The sequence below is a fragment of the Mesorhizobium sp. M0778 genome, from assembly GCF_040320105.1.
Lineage (GTDB): Bacteria > Pseudomonadota > Alphaproteobacteria > Rhizobiales > Rhizobiaceae > Mesorhizobium.
On record NZ_JAMYPA010000007.1, the window covers coordinates 134,165 to 153,831 of the forward strand.

Here is a 19,667-nt window from a genome sequence, read left to right on the forward strand (position 1 = left end):
CGCGCCTCTGGACAAGGCGAATCACTTTTGATTCTTTACAGACGATTCGGAAGTGCGGCGTTGCCGGATCGTCAAGCAGATTGAAAATCGGGGAGTGCCATTTATGGCGAAGGCGGACGCGTGGGGCGCGCCCGGTGGGACGGCTTTTGAGCGACGCGAGGCGCGAAGCGACGGTCTCGCCGGCAATACGCGGCTCATCGCCGAACCTGCCTACCGACGGCTGCTGGCAGCCGAGCCGCTGTTGCGGCGATCGATACCGGCCCTCATCATCATCTTTCTGTTGATCATTGCAGTATTGCGCTTTCTGTCGCTGATGAACGAGCGCGACGAGATCGAGCGCGACGCCAAGGCGATCCTTGCGCTGGCCGCGGGCCAACTGGCCAGTTCGATCGCTGCCGACGCGACCATGGTTTCGACGCCCGGCGCGATCCAGGACCTGCTGGAGGGAACCGGCCGTCAGGGCGCGATGGGCCGAAGCCACGTACTGGCGATCACCGACAGCGCCTTCAAGATCATTGCCGTATCGCCGCAGTCGACGCACTGGGAGGGGCGATCGCTCGATGGCGTCGTGCAGGGCGGGCAGCCGCTGTTCATGTTCGGCGACCGCGCCGGGGTGATGGAGGTCAGCATCGGCGGACAGGACTGGTACGCGGCGGTGAGCCTGGCGAATGGCCGAAGGCGTGCCGCGGCGGCCTTTGTGCCGCAGGAGGCAGTTTTTGACACCTGGCGCAAGACGGTCTCGCTCAACGTCACGCTGTTTGTGCTGACGGCCGGCGTGCTGATCATCATCCTCTACGCCTATTTCGGCCAGGCGGCGCGCGCCCAGGCCGCCGACCGCATCTATCTCGAAGCCCACCAGCGCATCGACATGGCGCTGGTGCGCGGCCGCTGCGGCCTGTGGGACTGGGACATGGTGCGCGGCAAGATGTACTGGTCGCGCTCGATGTACGACATGCTGGGCTACGAGCCTTGCGACACGATGCTGTCGTTCGGCGAAGTCGACGAAATCATCCATCCCGAGGACGGCGATTTGTTTGAACTCGCCAACAGGATCGTCGGGCGCGAGATCGACCACATCGACCAGGTGTTCCGGATGCGTCATGCCGACGGGCAATGGGTCTGGATGCGGGCAAGAGCACAGGTTATCGACCCGGAAGCCCCGGAGATCCAGCTGATCGGCATCGCCGTCGACGTCACCGAGCAGCGGCACCTGGCGCTGCGCTCCGAAGCCGCGGACCTGCGCCTGAGGACAGCCATCGAAAACATCAACGAATCCTTCGTGCTGTGGGATTCGTCCGAGCGCCTGATCATGTGCAATTCCAAATACCAGCAGGATAACGGCCTGTCGGATCGCGACGTGATGCCGGGCGCCCCGCGCGCCGTGCTGGATGAACGCATGTTGGCGTTCGCCTCGGAGCGGCGGCTTGCCAATACCAACGGACCGCAGGGGGGCGTGACCTTCGAGCGCCAGCTTGCCGACGGCCGCTGGCTTCAGGTGAACGAATTGCGGACAAGGGACGGCGGCACCGTCTCGGTCGGCTCCGACATCACCCAGATCAAGCTGCACCAGGAGAAGCTGGTCGACAGCGAGCGCCGTTTGATGGCAACGATCCACGACCTCAGCCTTGCCCGTCGGGCGGAAGAAGAACGGGCCCGCGAACTCGTCGAGCTCAATCGCAAATACATGAAGGAAACCGAGCGGGCGGAAGCGGCGAACCGGGCCAAATCTGAATTCCTGGCCAATATGTCGCACGAGTTGCGCACGCCGCTCAACGCGATCATCGGCTTTTCGGAACTGATGGAACGGGGCCTGTTCGGGCCGCTGGGTTCGCCGCGCTACGAAGAGTATGCCACCGACATCAACGGCAGCGGCAAATATCTTCTCGGCGTCATCAACGATATCCTCGACATGTCGAAGATCGAGGCCGGCCAGTTCGCGCTGGATCAGGAACAAATCGATCTCTGCCCGCTGATCAGGGAAACGGTTCGCGTCGTTTCGCTGCAGGCGGCGGAAAAATCGATCACCGTCGAAACCCGCATCGCCGATTCGCTGACGCTGTTCGCCGACCGCAGGGCGATCAAGCAGATCCTCATCAATTTGTTATCGAATGCCGTGAAGTTCACCGGGCAAGGCGGCCACATCTCGGTCAGGGCCCGCAGCATTTCCAGCGCGCTGATCCTGACGATCGAGGACAATGGCTGCGGCATCCCGAAGGCGGCGCTGAGCAAGCTCGGGCGGCCGTTCGAACAGGTGCAAAACCAGTTCTCCAAGAGCCATGCCGGCTCCGGCCTCGGCCTCGCCATCTCGCGCTCGCTGGCCGAGCTTCAGGGTGGCGCGTTGAAGATCCGCTCGACCGAAAGCGTCGGCACGATCGTCTCGGTACGCATCCCGATCAAGAAAGCCACGCAGGCGGTCAAGGCCGCTGCCTGAAACGACAAAATAAGTCTCCGGCGGCTCGCGCCGCCGGAGAGGTTATTAATTCTCACTGCATGCCGTCATTGCCGTCGCCGCCCCATTGGTGGTGACGGCCGGGACCCTTCGGCAGTTCGTTCTTCTCGATCTTGCCGTCATTGTCGCGGTCGAGCATGGCGAACACCTTCTTCTGGCGGCTGGTGATGTCGTCGGCGGTCAGCGTGCCGTCGCCCTTGGTGTCGTAGCGGGCGATGATGCGCCTGGCCATCTGCTCGAAGCGTGCCTTCTCCAGCGCGTCGGCGAGCTGTGCCACGGTCAGCTTGCCGCCATTGTCGGCGACCATCTTCTTCAGCCGCGCGTTCATGGCGTCGGAGAACTGGTCGAAGGTGATGGTGCCGTCATTGTCCTTCATGACCTTACCGAGGCGCATCATCATGCCCTCGCGCGGCCCGGCGCCGGAGTGCTCGTCTGCATAGGCAGCGGTGCCGACGGCGCCGGCCAGGGCTGCGAAAACGAGTGCAAGTCTGGTCGTCTTTCTCATGGTCTTCTCCTGTTGCATCGTCACCCCCGATGCTAGAGCGGCAGATCTTCAATCCCCGCTCTATCTCCTTGTTTGAGCATCGGAAGCTCCCAAAGCAGGTCGCCACTTTTGGCTCCGATGCTCTCGCCCGTTCGGCCGATTGCCGTCACGGTTATTTCGCACGAAGCAAAAGGTCAAAATCCTTTCTGACCTTCTGCGACGTCTCCTTGAGGTGCGCTTCAAGCACACCGAAATCCGGCAGGTCGGTGACCGCCAGAAGCAGATCCGAAAGCCCTGGCGGAACGTCGTCGCGTTCGAACGCGCCGGTAAGGCAAAGCCGTATTATCTGGGTCAGCGCCAGATAGAGCGAATAGGCATCCACCAGTTCCTGCCTGACCTGGGCGCTGGCGAAATCCGGCGCCAGGCGCGACAGGATGTCAGCCGTGCCGGTGGCCCTGCGGCCTGCCTCGATCTTTCCGGTAATCACCGCAACCTGGGCGATGAATTCGAGATCGATGAGGCCGCCCGGGATCAGCTTGATGTCCCAGGTATCGCGCGGCGGCTTCTCCTTGTCGACCATGGCGCGCATCTCGGATGCCTCGGCCATCACCTTGACTGGATCACGCGGCAGAGCGAGCACTGCGGCAACTTCCCCTTCGACCTCGCGGCAGAGCTCGGCATCGCCGCCGATCGCGCGGGCTCGCGCCAGCGCCATGTGCTCCCATGTCCAGGCGTCCTGGCGCTGATACTTCTTGAAGGCGTCGACATGGGTGGCCACCGGCCCCTTGTTGCCGGACGGCCGCAGGCGAAGGTCGAGTTCATAGAGCACGCCCTCGGCCGTCGGCGCGGAAACGGCGGCGATCAGCCGCTGCGTCAGTCGGCTGTAGTAATGCGACGGGGCAAGCGGCTTGTCGCCGTCGGACTCCTCGGCATCGGCGTCGTGATCGTAGAGCAGGATGAGGTCGACGTCGGAACCTGCCGTCAGTTCGCGGCTGCCGAGCTTCCCCATGCCGAGCAGTGCGACCCTGCCGCCGGCAATACGGCCATGACGCAGCACAAATTCCGCCGTCACCGTCTGCAATGCCGCCTCGATGGTCAGATCGGCGAGGTCGGAAAAAGCGCGGCCGGCGCGCGGTGGATCGATCGACCCGGCAAGCAGTCTGACGCCGATCAGGAACTTTTGCTCCGAAGCAAAGATGCGCAGTCGGTCGAGCACGTCCTCATAGGCCCTGTCGCCTTCGAGGAAGGCGGCAAGACGCGCCGACAGATAGGCGCGGTTGGGCAGTTCACTCAGCAGCGCCGGATCGAGCAGGCCGTCGAAGACATGTGGCCGGCGCGTGATGATGGCGGCCAGCCGCGGTGCCGCGCCCATGATCGTCGCCATCAGCTTCAGCAAAGCCGGGTTCGAATGCAGCAGCGAAAACAGCTGGATGCCGGCAGGCAGGCCGGCAAGGAATTCGTCGAAGCGGATCACTGCCTCGTCCGCCCGCCGCGTCTGGCCGAAGGCTTGCAGCAGCGCCGGCGTCAGTTCGGTCAGCCGCTCGCGCGCTTCCGCCGACCGGGTGACGCGATACCGGCCGAAGTGCCAGCCGCGGATAACCCGGCAGATGTCGCTCCGCCGCTGGAAGCCGAGCCGCTTCAGGGTCTGCAAGGTGTCGGGATCGTCGACGTCGCCGGTAAAGACCAGATTGCCGATGCCTGCCGAAAGCTCCGGCGCGGTTTCAAACAGCGCTGCATAGTGGCGCTCGACCTGGTGCAGCGCCGCGCGAAACGCTTCGGCAAAGCCTGCCGCATCGGCAAAGCCCAGCATGCGGGCGACGCGCTCCAGCCCCTCTTCGTCCTCCGGCAGGATGTGCGTCTGCTGGTCGGCAACCATCTGGATGGCGTGCTCGACGCCGCGCAGGAACCAGTATTGCCTGGTGAGGGCATCGCGCGCATCGGCAGTGATCCAGCCACGCGCGGAGAGTTCGCCAAGCATCGGCACGGTCTCGCGGCCGCGCAGTTCGGGAAAGCGACCGCCGGCGATGAGTTGCTGGGTCTGGACGAAGAACTCGATCTCGCGGATGCCGCCGCGGCCGAGCTTGACGTTGTGACCTTTGACCGCGACCTCGCCATGGCCCTTGTGGGCGTGGATCTGGCGCTTTATCGAATGGACGTCGGCGATCGCCGCATAGTCCATGTATTTGCGCCAGATATAGGGCTGCAGTTCCTTCAGGAACGCGGCGCCGGCGGCAAGATCGCCAGCCACCGGGCGCGCCTTGATCATGGCGGCGCGCTCCCAGTTCTGGCCGCGCGCCTCATAGTAGCGCAGCGCCGCCTCGACCGGGATCGCCAGCGGCGTCGAGCCGGGGTCGGGACGAAGCCTGAGATCGGTGCGGAAGACGTAACCGTGCTCGGTGCGGTCCTGGAGAATGCGGACCAGCCGGCGGGTCAGGCGCGAAAACAGCTCGGTGGCATCGAGCGAATCGACGACGGCAGGCGCATCGGGGTCGAAGAAGACGACGAGGTCGATGTCGGAGGAGAAGTTCAGCTCATGCGCACCGAGCTTGCCCATGCCAAGCAAGATCCAGCCCGAGCGTTGCGCCGGATTTTTCGGATCCGGCAAACTGAGCTTGCCTTGCTCATGCGCGTCGCGGAGCAGGAAATCGACGGCTGCACGCGTGCAGGCGTCGGCAAGGTCGCTCAGTCGCCGCACCGTCAGCGAAGTCTCGGCCTCGCCGGCGAGATCGGCCAAGGCGATCAGGAAATGCGCCTCCGCCTTGCATCGGCGCAGCTCCATCATCAGGCTGCCTTCGGAGACGGCCTCTGCGCGCGCTGCCTTGTCGACCGCGGCGCCGATCGATGACAGCCGCGCCTCGATGGTCTCGTCAAAAAGCGCATCGAGGATTCGCGGCCGGCGGCGCGCGGTATCGCGCAGGAACGGCGACAGGTCGAAAACGGCGGCGAGGAAATCCTGGACGACCCCCTTGCCGGCGAGAAATTTCGCCAGTCGCGGCAGTTCTTCCTGCCGCGCGGCGTCGGCGATCTCCGCCAATTCCTGCCTGGCGCGGCTTGCATCCAGCGGAACGAGCTTTACCGCCGGCTTCAAAAGCCAGTCCGTCTCGCGGCGTCGCGCTGCCATCCTCGCCACCATCAGCGATCCTCCCGCCCGGGAAAACTCATGACGACGGACAATCCGGGATTGCCGGGTAGAAGCTCAAGCCGTCCATTGTGGAACGTCATGATCGCCTTGGCGAGGCTCAAGCCAAGGCCGGAACCCGGCTGCGAGCGGCTCTTTTCCAGCCGCACGAAACGCTCGGTCACCCTGGCGCGGTCGACATCGTCGGGAATGCCCTGGCCGTTGTCGGAAACAGCAAGCCTGATCTCGCCATCGATACGCTCCAGCGTCACGCGAACCGTAGGCCTGGAGGTCGAGTCGGTCGAATATTTGATCGCGTTGTCGACGATATTGGACAGCGCCTGGCCGATCAGCTCGCGATTGCCGTTGACGGCGAAGGCACCCTGTACCGAGGTTTCGAGCGTCACACCCGCCTCTTCCGCCACAGGCTCGTAGAGTTCGACGACGTCGTGCACGGCAGCGGCTAGGTCGACCCTGGTGGTGCTTTCGGAGGAATAGCCGGCCTCCAGCCGTGAGATCATCAGGATGGCGTTGAAGGTCTTTATCAGCTGATCGGATTCGGCGATCGTTCCTTCCAGCGCCTGTCGGTAGTCGCTGGTGTTGTGCTTGCCGGAAAGCGTCGCTTCGGCGCGATTGCGCAGCCTGGTCAGCGGCGTTTTCAGGTCGTGGGCGATGTTGTCGGAGACCTGCTTCAGTCCCTCGTTCAGCGTGGCGATCCTGGCCAGCATGGAATTGAGGTTTTCCGACAGCCGGTCGAACTCGTCGCCGGCGCCGGTGACCGGCAGCCGGCCGGAAAGATCGCCGCCCATGATGCGGCGGCTCGCCTCCGACACACTGTCGATGCGCTTCAGCGCAGCGCGCCCGACGAAGAACCAGATCAGCAGCCCGCCGACGCCCATCATGCCGAGCGCCAGCATCAAGGCGCGGCGAATGACGGCGCGGAAGCGCTCCGGCTCGCCGAGGTCGCGGCCAACCAGCATGATCATCTGGTTGGGCAGGCGCAGCACCAGGGCGATGGCGTTGTGGCCTTTCTCGCCTTCGGCCTGGACCTCGTTCTGCGCGGGCTCGTTCGGGTCGGAGACCGGGTTGCGCTGCCGCTCGAGCTCGCCCTCGCCGAAGCGGCGGTAGGAGAACGGTTCGGTGGTCCAGCCCTCGGCCTCAATCACGCCCGGCTCCAGGCTCTGCACGTTGCCGGTCAGGATCTGGCCGTTGGCATCGGCGATCAGATAGAGATTGGCGCCGGGCTGGCGGGAGCGCTGCTCGACGACGCGGACCAGCACCGGCAGGCCGCCGCGCTGATAGGCGCGGGCAAGGCCGAGTACCTCGTCGTTGATCGTCTCCTGCGTCTGGGCAGTCAGCATGCGCGCCGAGAGCGAGGTCATGTACAAGACCAGCAGCACAGCGCACAGCGCAAAAAGCAGAAGATAAAGCGCTGAAAGCCGCGCTGCCGTCGTCCTCATGATGGCCGGCACGGAAAGGGCCATGAGGTTCTAGCCGCTTTTCAGCATATAGCCGGCGCCGCGAACCGTGTGCAGGATCGGCTTGTCGAAGCCCTTCTCAATCTTGCCGCGCAGCCGCGAGATATGAACGTCGATGACGTTGGTCTGCGGATCGAAATGGTAGTCCCAGACGTTCTCGAGCAGCATGGTGCGCGTCACTACCTGGCCGGCATGGCGCATCAAATATTCGAGCAGGCGGAACTCGCGCGGCTGCAGCGTTATCTCGCGCCCGGCGCGCCGCACCGAATGCGACAGCCGGTCGAGTTCGAGATCACCGACCCGGTAGACGGTTTCTGCCTCCCTGGCGCTGGCGCGGCGGTTCAGCACCTCGACGCGGGCGAGCAGTTCGGAAAAGGCGTAGGGCTTGGTCAGATAGTCGTCGCCGCCGGCACGCAGACCGGTGACCCGGTCGTCGACTTCGCCGAGCGCCGACAGGATCAGCACGGGCGTCGTATTGCCTCTGGACCTGAGCCCGGCAATGACGGACAGGCCGTCGCGGCGCGGCATCATGCGGTCGACGACCATGACGTCATAGTCGCCGGAATCAGCGAGTGCGAAGCCGGTTTCGCCGTCTCCGGCGACATGGGCGGTATGGCCGGCCTCGGCGAACGCCTTCTGCAGGTAGTCGGCCGCCTCGCGATCGTCTTCTATGACGAGAATCTTCATAGAACCGTTATACGCGATTTCGCTGGAAGATTGAGTGGCCGGCATATGCATCGTGGCCGTCTCCATGGCGTATCGCGAACAAGGTGATTCAGGGATACGCGGTAAGTCTTTGTTTTAGCATGCCGTAGCCTAAACCGCTTCACGCTTTGAGCGGCATGTTCGAGCGGCAGCGGGCGATCGGAAGCCCGCTGCCGCTGGGGCGGAACACGATGACTGACTAACGTATTCAGGCCCCGTGCTTTCCCGTGCGGCGGCTCGGGGGTGTGAAAACCGCCGCACCGGAAAAGTCGAGCCGGTCGTCAGCCCTTGGCGACAGGCAGCGCGACGAAGCGGTTGCTGTCGTCGCGGGTGATCTGCATCAGCACCGCCTTGCGTCCGGACTTCACCGCGTCGGCCATCGCCTTGTCGATGTCGCCGGTGCCGGTCACTTCCGTCGAATTGACGGAGGTGATGACGTCACCGGGCTGGATGCCGCGATCGGCGGCATCGCTGTCGGGGTCGACATCGGTCACCACAAGACCCTTGCCATTGTCGGACTTGGTGACGGTCAGGCCGAGATCGGCCAGCGTGTCGGTCTTCGGCGCGGGTGCAGGCTGCTGGTCGGCCGAGGCCTGCTTGTCGCTCGACGGCAGCTTGCCGAGATCGACCTTGACCGCCTCGCTCTTACCGTTGCGCCACACCGTGACATCGACCGATTTGCCGGGCGGGTAAGCGCCGATCAGACGGGCGAGTTCCTTCGGCGAAGCAACGTCCTTGCCGTCCACCTGAGTGATCACGTCACCGGCAGTGATGCCGGCCTTCTTGCCGGGACTGTTGTCCTGCGCGCTGGCAACGAGCGCGCCCTTGCCGGACCCAAGGCCAAGCGACTCGGCGATTTCGGGCGTGACCGGCTGGATTTCGACGCCGAGCCAGCCGCGCTGGACTGTGCCGTTCTTCATCAGATCCTGCACGACCTGCTTGGCGGTCGAAGCGGGAATATCGAAGGCAATGCCGACGCTGCCGCCTGACGGCGAGAAAATCGCGGTGTTGATGCCGACGACCTGGCCGTTGAGATTGAAGGTCGGGCCGCCCGAATTGCCGCGGTTCACCGAGGCGTCGATCTGGATGAAGTCGTCATAGGGACCGGCGCCGATATCGCGGCCGCGGGCCGAAACTATGCCTGCGGTAACCGTGCCGCCGAGGCCGAACGGATTGCCTACCGCCACCACCCAGTCGCCGACGCGAACCTTGGAATCATCGGCGAAGTCGACATAGGTGAACTTGCTGCCATCATTGACCTTGAGCACGGCAAGGTCGGTGCGCGGATCGGTGCCGATCAGCTTGGCGTCGAGTTCCTTGCCGTCATTGGTCACCACGGTGAAGGCGGTGCCTTCCTCGACGACATGGTTGTTGGTGACGAGATAGCCGTCATCGGAGATGAAGAAGCCCGACCCTTGCGCCACCGGCCGCGGCTGGTCGTTGTTGCGGTCACGGTGCCCAAAACGGCGCATTCCGTTCGGACCCTGGTCGCCGCCTTGGTCGCCAAAGCCGCGGAATTCGCGGAAGAACCGGCGCAGCTGCGGATTGTCGGGAAGATTGCCTAGGCCGTCCTCGTCGTCCATCTGGCCGGAACCGTCATCGGCCGTCGACTGGATCTTGGCCTTGACGCGCACGCTGACGACCGCCGGCGAAACGCGCTCGACCACATCGGCGAAGCTCGGGACCTGCGGTGCCTCGACACGCACGGCGTCGGCCAGAACCGGGGCTGTCCCGGTAGCAACAGCACCAAAGCCGATCGCGCCGGCAATGGCCAGGGATGCGGCTGCGGCCAGCAGGCGTTTGCGGGTGCGAAGATATGAATTGGGGGCAACATTCATGGTTCTCGTATCCTCTTTTCAAGGGACGCCCCTTGATTGGCATCCTCGACAAAGGAAATAGAGAACCGCACATTACGGCGCCATTTCCGGTACATGAAACTTTCGTAATGTTAGGATCAATCGCGGCGGAGTATCGCGTCCAGCGCCGCCTTCTCGTCCGCGGTCAGGGCATTGGTCGCCGTCGAGCGGCGCGAGCGGGCGGCCAGCAGGATGAACGTCCCGCCAACGAGCAGCAGAAGAACTGGCGTCCCCCAGAGCAAGGCGTTGCGCAGATTGAAGCGTGGCTTCAGCAGCACGAATTCGCCGTAGCGCGAAACGACATAGTCCATCACCTGCCGGTCGGTATCGCCGGCGACCAGGCGCTGGCGCACAAGGATGCGCAGGTCACGGGCAAGGTCGGCATCGGACTCGTCGATCGACTGATTCTGGCAGACCATGCAGCGCAAGCCTTCCGACAAAGCGCGCGCCCTCGCCTCGAGCGCCGGGTCGGCGAGCACCTCGTCGGGCTTGACCGCCTGCGCGGCGCCGGCGAACAACAGCGCCAGCAAGAGGACCAGCGAGGCCAGCGTGACCCTTTGGCTCATGGCGGGCTCGCCGATGGCACGGCGCCCGCCGGCTTGCGGGACGACGGCGCGCCGACACGCAGGCGGCGGTCGAGCAGCGACATCGCCGCACCCGCCATCATCACCAGGCCGCCACCCCAGATCAGCGTCACCAGCGGCTTCCACCACAGACGAACGACTACAGAGCCGTCGCTGGCCTCGTCGCCAAGCGAGAGATAGAGCTGGCTGAAGCCGATCGTGCTGATGCCGGATTCGGTCGTTGTCATCTGGCGCACCGGGTATGAGCGCTTGGCTGAGGTGATCTCGCCAGCGATGCTGCCGTCAGCGCCAAGCAGGGCGAAGCGGCCGCGATCCTCGCTGTAGTTAGGCCCCTGGGCCGGGTAGAGCCCCTCGAAGCGCAGGGTGTGGCCGGACAGTTCGACTGTATCGCCGGCATGCATCGACAGGATTTTTTCGGTGCCGAAGCAAAGCGTGCCGACAATGCCGAGCGTCGTCAGGCCGAGGCCGAGATGCGCAAGCGCTGTGCCGAAGACCGAGCGCGGCAGGCCGGCGAAGCGCCTGAGCACGGTGGCGGGCGCGACGGTGCCGAAGCCGGATTTGACGGCGAGATCGGTGAACGCGCCGCAGATCAGCCAGAAGGCAAGGCCGACACCGAGTGCCGCCAACACCGAAGCGCCATCGATGAACAGGGCGGTCACCAGCACGGCGAGCAGCGCCGCCGCGAAAGCCGCCATCAGGCGTTGGGCGACCGCGAAAATGTCGCCGCGCTTCCAGGCGAGCAGTGGCCCGAACGGCACGACGACCAGCAGCGGCACCATCAGCGGGCCGAATGTCAGGTTGAAGAACGGCGCGCCGACAGAAATCTTGTCGGCCGAAAGCGCTTCGACTACGAGCGGGTAGAGCGTGCCGACCAGCACGGTGGCGGTGGCGGTGGTCAGGAACAGATTGTTGAGGACCAGCGCGCCTTCGCGCGAGATCGGGTGAAACAGGCCGCCGGCCGTCAGCCGGGAGGCGCGCAAGGCAAACAGCGCCAGCGAGCCGCCAATGAACAGCGTCAGGATGCAGAGGATGAAAACGCCGCGCGTCGGATCGGTGGCGAAGGCATGGACTGAGGTCAGCACGCCGGAGCGCACCAGGAAGGTGCCGAGCAGCGACAGCGAGAAGGTCAGGATCGCCAGCAGCAGCGTCCAGATCTTCAGCGCCGAGCGCCTTTCCATGACAATCGCCGAATGCAGCAGCGCCGTGCCCGCCAGCCACGGCATGAAGGACGCGTTCTCGACCGGATCCCAGAACCAGAAGCCGCCCCAGCCGAGCTCGTAGTAGGCCCAGTAGGAGCCCATGGCGATGCCGCCGGTGAGGAACATCCAGGCGACCAGCGTCCACGGCCGCACCCAGCGCGCCCACGATGCGTCGATGCGGCCCTCGATGAGGGCGGCGACCGAGAAGGAAAAGCATATCGAAAAGCCGACATAGCCGAGATAGAGCAGCGGCGGATGGATGGCGAGGCCGAGATCCTGCAGGATCGGATTGAGATCGCGGCCCTCGATGGGCGCCGGATTGAGCCTGACGAACGGGTTCGACGTCGTCAGGATGAACAGCAAGAAAGTAGCGCCGATCGCTCCCTGCACCGCAAGCACATTGGCCCGGAGCGTCGCCGGAAGATTGCCGCCGAAGACGGCGACAAGCGCGCCGAAGAAGGTCAGGATCAGCACCCAGAGCAGCATCGAACCTTCGTGATTGCCCCAAGTGCCGGTGATCTTGTAGATCAGCGGCTGCAGCGAATGCGAGTTCTCCCAGACGCTCTCCACCGAAAAGTCGGAGCCTGCATACGCGGTCGCCAGCGCCACGAAGGACAGCGCTGTCAAGGCAAAGCCGGTCAGCGCGGCGGGTGCGCCGACGGCCATCATCTTGTGGTTGCCGGTGCGCGCACCGAACAGCGGCACCACCGTCTGCACCAGGGCCAGCGCAAACGCCAGGACCAGGGCGAAATGTCCGGTTTCAACCATTGTCGCCGCGCTCGCCAGGTTTTGCCGCAGGTTCTTGCCGCAAAACCGTGGAACACTTTTGCGGAACCTCTCTAGTCACTCTTGCTCTCCTGCCAGACGCCCTTGGCCTTGAGGCCGTCGGCCACTTCCTTGGGCATATAGGTCTCATCATGCTTGGCGAGCACGCTGTCGGCGACAAAGATTCCGTCAGGGCCGAACGAGCCTTCGGTGATCACGCCCTGCCCTTCCCGGAAAAGGTCGGGAAGAATGCCGGTATAGGTAACCTTGACGTCCTTCTGGTTGTCGGTCACCGAAAAGGCGACGGTGGCGCCCTGGCTACGCTCTACTGTGCCTTTTTCGACGAGGCCGCCGAGCCTGATACGCTGGCCCGGCTGAAGGCTGGCGGTGGCCAGATCGGCCGGCATGTAGAAGTAGGAGGCCTTCTGGCCGAGCGCATAGAAGGTCAGCCCGGTGGCAACCCCGAGGAAGGCCAGCCCCGCAGCGATCACCGACAGTCGTTTCTGCTTGCGCGTCATCGTCTACTCCGTCGCCGTCACGCCGAGCGAGGCGGCAAAGGCGGTGAATTTCCTGGCCTGGTCGCTGTCCGCGCCAAAGACGGCGATACCGCGATTGAGTGCGTCACGCGCCTGATCTGTCTTGCCCAGCACGGCATAGGAACGAACGAGCTGCATCCACCCTTCCTCGTCGCGCGGATTTTGCCGAAGCTTTTCGTCGAGGCCGGCAACCATGGTGCTGATCATGGCTTGCCGGTCCTGCGGCGACATCGAGGAGGCAGCATCGATATCGTCGGCGCTCGGCCCTTTCGCGGGCGCCTCCGAAGCGACGTTGCGGGCGGCGGATTCAGCGAGCGCCTGCTCGACGGCACCGCGCCACGGCGAGCCCTGCGGCAAGGCGGCAAGCATCTTTTGCCAAGCCGCCGTCGCTTCAGCTGTGCGGCCTTCCTGTGCCAAGCCCATGGCGAGATAGAACGAGGCCTTCGGGTTTGCCGGATCGAGCTTCAGCGCCGCCTCGAAAGCAGCCTGGGCGTCGGCTGAAACGATGCCGCCGGCCGCATTGGCGATCGCCTCGCCGAGGCCGGCTTGACGGGCGGCACTGTCGCCGTCAAGGCGAATGGCATTGCGGTAGGCGGTTACCGCATCGGCGTATCGCTGCATGCGCAGATAGACCGGCGCCAGCACGTCCCAGCCGCGGCCATCGGACGGGTTGGCCGCAAGGTGCGCTTCGGCGCGTGCCACCAGCTCGTCCACCGAGCTGTCGGCGGGGTTCTTGGCCAGGCGTTCGCTGAGCGGCTGCGACGGCAGGTCGGGTGAGCCGAGCTGGCCGTAAAGGCCCCAGCTAACCAGCGGAACCACCAGCACGGCAGCGGTCGCCACCAGCCTTGTCGACCGCTGTGTCGCCGTCGTGCCGGCCGGGCCGGCATTGCTCAGGCGAAGGATGCGGCGGGCGATCTCGGCGCGCGCCTCTTCGGCCTCCATTGGCCGGATCAGGCCACGCGCCACGTCGCGGTCAAGCTCGGCCAATTGGTCGCGATAGACTTCAAGGTCGTGATCGCCGGCAGCGGACGTGTTCTTTGTTTCGCCCGCCAACGGCAGCAGCACCGCCAGGCTTGCGCCCAGCGTCAGGATTGCGGCTATGACCCAGAACAGCATGGCTCTTCCAATAGAACGAGACCCTTGCCCTGCCAACACAAGCGTGCTGCGACGCTTTGACGGGACCGCTCCGATCGATAGTGCCGGACCGGGATCGGTGTATCAACGGCCGGCGAGCTACGTCAGCGGGGTCCAGCTGCCGTCGGCATTGCGACAGGCGGTTCCGCGCGCGGTGGCGCCGGCAGCGCCGGTAAACACCGTATGGGTGTATTGCCGGCAGTCCTGCGAGCCGACGCGATAGGGCTGGGCGGCGACAACTTCGCCGCGATGGGCCGAACTGTCGCTCTTCCAGGCCACTTTCTGGCCGCTCGCCGTATATTCGAGCGCCTTGTATTCCGCCTCGAGCGCGCTGCGCTTCTCGGTCTCGCTCAAGCCGGTGCCGATCGAGCCACCGACGAGGCCGCCGCCCATGGCGGCGATGATCGTCGTCGCGACCTTGGCGCCACTGGGAGGCGTGGCGGCCGGTGTCACCGTAACGGCTGGGCCCTTGCCGAGCGTCGTACAGCCGGAGACGGCGAGCAGGGCGGAAACGAGCGCGACGCGAATCTTCATGCCAATACCGGCTTTCTTGAGCTGGACCGCCGCGCTGTCAGCAGGCTGGCGCGGCCATAATGTCGATGTTTATCGGAAATTTGGCCGCAGCCAACCGCCCGGAAAAGCATTACTGAAGGCTCCGCAATCGAACCACCGCCTTCAATCCACCCATGACGGATCGTTCCAGCGCCAGAACGCCTCCATACTCGTTGATAAGGTCGGCGACAATGGCAAGTCCGAGCCCGCTGCCGGGTTTTGTCTCGTCGAGACGCCGTCCGCGCTGCAATGCCTCGCGCGCCTTGTCTTCGGGAATGCCGGGGCCGTCATCCTCGATGGCTATCTCGAACAGATTGGCCGCCCCTTCCCTGCCGGCGATGGGCTTGACGGAAACGGCGACCGCGCTCCTTGCCCATTTCATCGCATTGTCGAGCAGATTGCCGAGCAGCTCCTCAAGGTCCTCACGTTCGCCGGCAAAGACGATGTCGGTGGCCGGCAGCGAGAGCGAGAGCGCGGTCCGCGGGTTGAGCTTCTGCAGCACGCGCACCATGCGCTGGACCAGCGGCGCCACCGGCGTGCGGTAAACGACGCTGTCGCGCTGCGCGGCAACGCGGGCACGTTGCAGATAGTGGTCGACCTGCTTCTGCATGGAAGCGGCCTGCTCGGCGATGAGCTGGCCCTTGGCGCCACCCAGCGCCCGCCCCTCGTTGAGCAGCACGGCCAGCGGCGTCTTCAGCGAGTGCGCGAGGTTGCCGACCTGCGTGCGCGACCGCTCGACGATACGCCTGTTGTTCTCGATCAGCGCATTCGTCTCGTTGGCGAGCGGCTCGATCTCAGCCGGGAAGCGGCCGTCGAGCCGTTGCGCAGTTCCTTCGCGCACCATGGCAAGGGCATTCCTGACCCGGCGCAGCGGCTGCAGGCCGAGCAGGATGGCGATTGCATTGATGGCGATCATGCCGACGCCGAACAGCGACAGATAGGTCAAAAGGCGCTGCTGGAAGGTGGCGATTTCCTGCTCGAGCTCGGTCTGGTTGCCCATGACACGGAAGCGCGCGGCGCGGTTTTTCGCATCGAGGACGAACTCGCTCTCGAACACCTCCAGTTGCTCGCCGTCGATGCCGTCCGCCGAATAGCTGCGCTGGAAGCTGGCATTGAAGGGCACCTCGGCAACGCTTGGCGACGGGATCGCCTTGGTCATCGACGACGAATGGAGATCGCCGTGCACGCCTTCCGAGGCAGGCTCGACCGACCAGTACCAGCCGGAATTCGGCTCCGAGAACCTCAGATCGCCAAGGTCGGGAGCGCCGGTCAACTGGCCGCTTTCGGAAACGCCGACCGAGCCGATCAGGTTGAACAGATGCGCCGAGAGCAGGCTGTCGAAACCGCGCTCGCTGGCCTGGCGATAGAGCGTGGTGATCAAGGTGAAGATGACGACCAGAGTGAGGATCGCCCAGACCGTGGAAAAGGCGATGACGCGAAACGCCAGCGAACGCGGCCATGACCGCAGCGACGGCGTGTTCGAGACGGCGGGTTTTGTAGGCAGCGGTTCCGCGTTACGCCTCCGGCTTACGCATGCGGTAGCCCATGCCGCGAACGGTTTCGATCATGTCGATGCCCATCTTCTTGCGAAGCCGTCCGACAAAGACCTCGATCGTGTTTGAATCGCGGTCGAAATCCTGGTCGTAGAGATGCTCGACCAGCTCGGTCCGGGACACCACCTCGCCCATATGGTGCATCAAATAGGCAAGCAGGCGGAATTCATGCGAGGTCAGCTTCAGCGGAACACCATCGACGTCGGCCTTGGAGGCCTTGGTGTCGAGGCGCAGCGGTCCGCAGGTCAGCTCCGACGAGGCATGCCCGGCGGCACGCCGGATCAAGGCCCGCACCCTGGCCAGGATTTCCTCGATGTGGAAAGGTTTGGTGACGTAGTCGTCGGCGCCTGCGTCGATACCGGCAACCTTGTCGCTCCAGCGGTCGCGTGCCGTCAGGATCAGCACCGGCATCTTGCGGCCGCCACGGCGCCAGCGCTCGACCACGCTGATGCCGTCTATCTGCGGCAGGCCGATGTCGAGCACGACGGCATCGTAGGGCTCGGTGTCGCCGAGAAAGTGCCCTTCCTCGCCGTCGAAAGCGCGATCGACGACATAGCCGGCATCGACCAGCGCGTCGCCGATCTGCCGGTTGAGATCCTTGTCATCTTCGACGACGAGTACGCGCATGCGGGAGGCCTGTTGAAGCTGTTCAGATATAGGCCGATTCCGGCAGACTGGGAAACGGCACGGTTCAGTTCAGCGGAACGACGATCTCCGAGCGACGCGGACGCTGCCCTTCTTTGCCCGGAACCAGCACGACGATGACGCAGACCGGCTGGCCGCCGCGTGTCGACTGCGAGGCCTTGGCCAGGGTGCCGCCATTCTGCTCGGCCACCTGCTGGCCGATCGCATAGCAGTCCGAGGCGGCGAGGACGACCGGTTGGGGCTGCTCGGGCACGACAACGGGGATCGCCATCGCCTGCGACGCAAGCAGACCGGCGGCTGAGAGCGCCAGTGCCGCGGTCCGGAAGTGGGAGCAAAGGATGTTCATGGTCAGCGTTCTAACGCGCTGGTGCTGAACGTGATATGAACGGTGAACGCTCGAATGCATGCCCGCCACACCCCTGAAGCGCGAGATTACCGGATTGCCATCTCGCCGCCCGTCTCGCGAAATCGCCAAAGTTTAACCTAGCCCTCCGATCCTTCGCCGACAACCGGCATCATTTGGCGGAGAAGGCAATCGCTTCAGGTGTGCGCCGACTTCGACAATCGATCCGGGACAATCGATCCGGCAACCGAAGGCAGGTTCAGGCGAACCGACCTGAAACAAAAAAAACCCGCTCGGCGGCGGGTCGTTGGCGCCAATCAGCACCATAGTGAAATTAGTAGCATAGCTGCCGGCACAAAGCAAGAACAAAATTGCCCGATTCTTACGGAAAGTGCCCGGCGGTCAGCCCTCATCCTCGATCATGGCGCGGAAACGCAGCAGCCCGTGATGGGCCGAAAGGTCCTCGTCGTAGCGGGCTTCGGCGAATTCGAGCTTGAGATAGGCGCGGCGATGTTCGCCAAGCGAGAGTGCCGCATCTCGCAAGCGGGCGCTGACCAGGTCCATGATGTCGAGCGTTTCCTTGCTGGCCTCGGACTTCGACCAGACATGCAGCGTCAGCAACTGCTCGGCGTTGTTCTCCGTGCCCGTAGCCCAGTCGTAAACGCTGGTGCGGCCGAAGGTCATGTGGGGAAACGCAACATTTTCCGGCGCACGGTCGAACAATCTTGCGTCGCCCAGTGCCGCCGATAAATCGGGATCGCCATTCACTGCCTCGAATATGGCCTTCTGCAATTCGACGGGTGGCGCGGTCATTGTCTTTCCCCTCGCCCGTCGCGTCGACCTCCCTGCTGCGTAGCTGCGTTGCATGGCGGCATCCCGGCAAAGCGCGAATCAGCGCGTCTCATACGGATTATGAACCTTCATGATCTCGGGAATAAGCCCTGCTACTGGAACCCGCGACGCCGCGGCCTTTCGCGTCACGGACGCCCTTGAGGGTGACGCGAATTCATTTGGCGTGCAGGGCGTTCGAAGAACGATGCTATGAAGATTCTGGTTTCCAAACATTCGAGGTCGTTTTCGTGCGCGAGCCATCGCTGCTGCCTGTTTTCGGAAAGCTTGGGGTCAGGGCGCGGCCGGTCGCGATTGCGGCGCCGACCATGTCGATGACCATCAAGAATTTGGTCAACCGCACTCGGGAGCTGCTCTCGGCGCACGGTAGCCTGGCCCTGAAGCTGTTCGTCGTTTTGTGGACGGTGCTTATCCTGGCGGCAATATTCTTCGTCGCCCAAGCCTGACCGAGCGACATTCATCGATCGGGCGGAAACTAAAGGATGCCAAGATGGCAAACCGCTACGCGCTGCGTATGGAACGTCCTCACAGCTGGACCGTCTTCTACGTCTTCACCGGCCAGCCTGTCGAGCTCAAGCAGCAATCCATGGTCGGCATGAACACGTGCGATGCGCACGCGATGGTCGATCGGCTGAACAGTCGTGACATCGCGGCGGATGCAGGCGGACCGGAAGCCCCGAGAAAGCGTCTTGTGGACGGATCGCGACGGATCTAGCGAAAATCGGCCGCAGTCAGCACATATATGCTCCTGCGGGTGCGGGCATAGGCATTCCTGGCGACATCGTGGATCGAGCTGGAAGCCGTGTCGAAGGCCGCCAGATAGGTAGCTTCCGAGGCCGCCGTTCCCGGCTGCACTTTGGAGATGGCATCGGTTGCGACAGAGAAGGAAATCTGGAACATGCCGTCATGGCCGACGAAGCGGATGCGTTTGCTTGCCTCGTCGTAGCTGCGGCTGGGATTGGGAAATGTCAGGCTCATGATTTGGCCTCCGTCGATGCGGATACGGCCTGCTTGACTGTCCGCGCCGCCCGCTTCTTCTTTGGGGCGACCGGATTCAGAGCTGCCGCCGCGCGATCCGCCTCTTCCTTGGCCAGTCGCAATTCCCTCAGTCTTGCCGTTTTGATCGCCCTGGCCTTGGCCTCCGAGAGATATTCGGCAGTTGCCTTGTTCCGCTCCGCCGTTTTCTTTTGATTTTCCATGAAGCGAGCCTGAGCTTTTTCCATGATGTTCTGATTGCCTTCGGCCATCGGTAAAATCTCCCTTGCAGCGAAAGTCGTGAGTGTGAACTTCACCATAAAATAGGTGTTCAAAGACAGAAATTCAATTTCATTAATATTCGGCAATGCCCGAACACCAAGGGATAGCCAGGCAAAATAATTCATTCAATATTTGACATACCCAATTCATTCAATATTTG

At 63.9% G+C, this 19,667-nt stretch carries 19 protein-coding genes; 3 read left to right on the forward strand and 16 right to left on the reverse strand.

Annotation, left to right across the window (positions count from 1 at the left end):
- Positions 1 to 103: 103 nt before the first annotated feature.
- Positions 104 to 2,431, forward strand: coding sequence for a PAS domain-containing sensor histidine kinase (locus tag NKI22_RS12535; protein WP_352850246.1), 2,328 nt, complete (start codon positions 104 to 106; stop codon positions 2,429 to 2,431).
- 52 nt (positions 2,432 to 2,483) lie between these two features.
- Here the strand turns inward: NKI22_RS12535 and NKI22_RS12540 are convergent, their stop codons facing one another.
- The 14 genes from NKI22_RS12540 to NKI22_RS12605 form a co-directional block, all read right to left on the reverse strand.
- The gene (locus NKI22_RS12540; protein WP_352481890.1) at positions 2,484 to 2,954 is read right to left on the reverse strand and encodes an EF-hand domain-containing protein; all 471 of its coding nucleotides are present in this window, start codon (positions 2,952 to 2,954) and stop codon (positions 2,484 to 2,486) included.
- A gap of 151 nt (positions 2,955 to 3,105) precedes the next feature.
- The gene (locus tag NKI22_RS12545) at positions 3,106 to 6,066 is read right to left on the reverse strand and encodes a bifunctional [glutamine synthetase] adenylyltransferase/[glutamine synthetase]-adenylyl-L-tyrosine phosphorylase (protein WP_352937513.1); all 2,961 of its coding nucleotides are present in this window, start codon (positions 6,064 to 6,066) and stop codon (positions 3,106 to 3,108) included.
- A complete protein-coding gene (locus NKI22_RS12550) occupies positions 6,066 to 7,535 on the reverse strand; it encodes a sensor histidine kinase (protein ID WP_352788993.1) in 1,470 nt (489 codons plus the stop codon). Before NKI22_RS12550 ends, NKI22_RS12545 begins: the two co-directional genes overlap by 1 nt.
- Positions 7,536 to 7,541: 6 nt before the next feature.
- Entirely contained in the window at positions 7,542 to 8,216 is a 675-nt protein-coding gene (locus NKI22_RS12555) for a response regulator transcription factor (protein WP_254819962.1), read from the reverse strand.
- A gap of 299 nt (positions 8,217 to 8,515) precedes the next feature.
- Entirely contained in the window at positions 8,516 to 10,072 is a 1,557-nt protein-coding gene (locus NKI22_RS12560) for a Do family serine endopeptidase (RefSeq protein ID WP_352481893.1), read from the reverse strand.
- 116 nt (positions 10,073 to 10,188) lie between these two features.
- The gene (locus NKI22_RS12565; protein ID WP_352588740.1) at positions 10,189 to 10,656 is read right to left on the reverse strand and encodes a cytochrome c-type biogenesis protein; all 468 of its coding nucleotides are present in this window, start codon (positions 10,654 to 10,656) and stop codon (positions 10,189 to 10,191) included.
- Positions 10,653 to 12,641 carry a heme lyase CcmF/NrfE family subunit gene (locus tag NKI22_RS12570; protein WP_352937508.1) on the reverse strand — a complete coding sequence of 663 codons (1,989 nt, stop codon included), beginning with the start codon at positions 12,639 to 12,641 and terminating at the stop codon, positions 10,653 to 10,655. Before NKI22_RS12570 ends, NKI22_RS12565 begins: the two co-directional genes overlap by 4 nt.
- A gap of 71 nt (positions 12,642 to 12,712) precedes the next feature.
- Positions 12,713 to 13,156: a cytochrome c maturation protein CcmE gene (ccmE, locus tag NKI22_RS12575; RefSeq protein ID WP_023718386.1), complete on the reverse strand. Its 444-nt coding sequence runs from the start codon at positions 13,154 to 13,156 to the stop codon at positions 12,713 to 12,715.
- Positions 13,157 to 13,159: 3 nt separating this feature from the next.
- Entirely contained in the window at positions 13,160 to 14,290 is a 1,131-nt protein-coding gene (ccmI, locus tag NKI22_RS12580) for a c-type cytochrome biogenesis protein CcmI (RefSeq protein ID WP_023718387.1), read from the reverse strand.
- A gap of 117 nt (positions 14,291 to 14,407) precedes the next feature.
- A complete protein-coding gene (locus NKI22_RS12585) occupies positions 14,408 to 14,842 on the reverse strand; it encodes an RT0821/Lpp0805 family surface protein (RefSeq protein WP_023718388.1) in 435 nt (144 codons plus the stop codon).
- Between the two features lie 109 nt (positions 14,843 to 14,951).
- The gene (locus tag NKI22_RS12590; protein ID WP_352814927.1) at positions 14,952 to 16,364 is read right to left on the reverse strand and encodes an ATP-binding protein; all 1,413 of its coding nucleotides are present in this window, start codon (positions 16,362 to 16,364) and stop codon (positions 14,952 to 14,954) included.
- A gap of 10 nt (positions 16,365 to 16,374) precedes the next feature.
- Positions 16,375 to 17,040, reverse strand: a complete 666-nt coding sequence (locus NKI22_RS12595; protein ID WP_352814768.1) for a response regulator transcription factor — start codon at positions 17,038 to 17,040, stop codon at positions 16,375 to 16,377.
- 64 nt (positions 17,041 to 17,104) lie between these two features.
- Complete coding sequence (locus NKI22_RS12600; RefSeq protein ID WP_023718391.1) at positions 17,105 to 17,404, reverse strand: hypothetical protein; 300 nt, start codon at positions 17,402 to 17,404, stop codon at positions 17,105 to 17,107.
- 399 nt (positions 17,405 to 17,803) lie between these two features.
- A complete protein-coding gene (locus tag NKI22_RS12605; RefSeq protein WP_023718393.1) occupies positions 17,804 to 18,214 on the reverse strand; it encodes a DUF3168 domain-containing protein in 411 nt (136 codons plus the stop codon).
- Positions 18,215 to 18,480: 266 nt separating this feature from the next.
- On the opposite strand from NKI22_RS12605, the gene NKI22_RS12610 reads away from it, so the two are divergent.
- Together NKI22_RS12610 and NKI22_RS12615 are read left to right on the forward strand one after the other, a co-directional pair.
- A complete protein-coding gene (locus NKI22_RS12610; protein WP_352588751.1) occupies positions 18,481 to 18,696 on the forward strand; it encodes a hypothetical protein in 216 nt (71 codons plus the stop codon).
- A gap of 44 nt (positions 18,697 to 18,740) precedes the next feature.
- Entirely contained in the window at positions 18,741 to 18,965 is a 225-nt protein-coding gene (locus NKI22_RS12615; RefSeq protein WP_031193831.1) for a hypothetical protein, read from the forward strand.
- Here the strand turns inward: NKI22_RS12615 and NKI22_RS12620 are convergent.
- Entirely contained in the window at positions 18,962 to 19,228 is a 267-nt protein-coding gene (locus tag NKI22_RS12620; RefSeq protein ID WP_023718394.1) for a DUF1488 family protein, read from the reverse strand. The genes NKI22_RS12615 and NKI22_RS12620 overlap by 4 nt on opposite strands.
- Positions 19,225 to 19,497, reverse strand: a complete 273-nt coding sequence (locus tag NKI22_RS12625) for a hypothetical protein (RefSeq protein WP_023718395.1) — start codon at positions 19,495 to 19,497, stop codon at positions 19,225 to 19,227. The genes NKI22_RS12620 and NKI22_RS12625 overlap by 4 nt, the downstream gene beginning before the upstream one ends.
- Positions 19,498 to 19,667 lie beyond the last annotated feature (170 nt).

Coding starts and splice junctions, on each gene's coding strand:
- NKI22_RS12535 (WP_352850246.1), top strand. CDS start 104: ATGGCGAAGGCGGACGCGTGGGGCGCGCCCGGTGGGACGGCTTTTGAG.
- NKI22_RS12540 (WP_352481890.1), bottom strand. CDS start 2,954: ATGAGAAAGACGACCAGACTTGCACTCGTTTTCGCAGCCCTGGCCGGC.
- NKI22_RS12545 (WP_352937513.1), bottom strand. CDS start 6,066: ATGGTGGCGAGGATGGCAGCGCGACGCCGCGAGACGGACTGGCTTTTG.
- NKI22_RS12550 (WP_352788993.1), bottom strand. CDS start 7,535: ATGGCCCTTTCCGTGCCGGCCATCATGAGGACGACGGCAGCGCGGCTT.
- NKI22_RS12555 (WP_254819962.1), bottom strand. CDS start 8,216: ATGAAGATTCTCGTCATAGAAGACGATCGCGAGGCGGCCGACTACCTG.
- NKI22_RS12560 (WP_352481893.1), bottom strand. CDS start 10,072: ATGAATGTTGCCCCCAATTCATATCTTCGCACCCGCAAACGCCTGCTG.
- NKI22_RS12565 (WP_352588740.1), bottom strand. CDS start 10,656: ATGAGCCAAAGGGTCACGCTGGCCTCGCTGGTCCTCTTGCTGGCGCTG.
- NKI22_RS12570 (WP_352937508.1), bottom strand. CDS start 12,641: ATGGTTGAAACCGGACATTTCGCCCTGGTCCTGGCGTTTGCGCTGGCC.
- ccmE (WP_023718386.1), bottom strand. CDS start 13,156: ATGACGCGCAAGCAGAAACGACTGTCGGTGATCGCTGCGGGGCTGGCC.
- ccmI (WP_023718387.1), bottom strand. CDS start 14,290: ATGCTGTTCTGGGTCATAGCCGCAATCCTGACGCTGGGCGCAAGCCTG.
- NKI22_RS12585 (WP_023718388.1), bottom strand. CDS start 14,842: ATGAAGATTCGCGTCGCGCTCGTTTCCGCCCTGCTCGCCGTCTCCGGC.
- NKI22_RS12595 (WP_352814768.1), bottom strand. CDS start 17,040: ATGCGCGTACTCGTCGTCGAAGATGACAAGGATCTCAACCGGCAGATC.
- NKI22_RS12600 (WP_023718391.1), bottom strand. CDS start 17,404: ATGAACATCCTTTGCTCCCACTTCCGGACCGCGGCACTGGCGCTCTCA.
- NKI22_RS12605 (WP_023718393.1), bottom strand. CDS start 18,214: ATGACCGCGCCACCCGTCGAATTGCAGAAGGCCATATTCGAGGCAGTG.
- NKI22_RS12615 (WP_031193831.1), top strand. CDS start 18,741: ATGGCAAACCGCTACGCGCTGCGTATGGAACGTCCTCACAGCTGGACC.
- NKI22_RS12620 (WP_023718394.1), bottom strand. CDS start 19,228: ATGAGCCTGACATTTCCCAATCCCAGCCGCAGCTACGACGAGGCAAGC.
- NKI22_RS12625 (WP_023718395.1), bottom strand. CDS start 19,497: ATGGCCGAAGGCAATCAGAACATCATGGAAAAAGCTCAGGCTCGCTTC.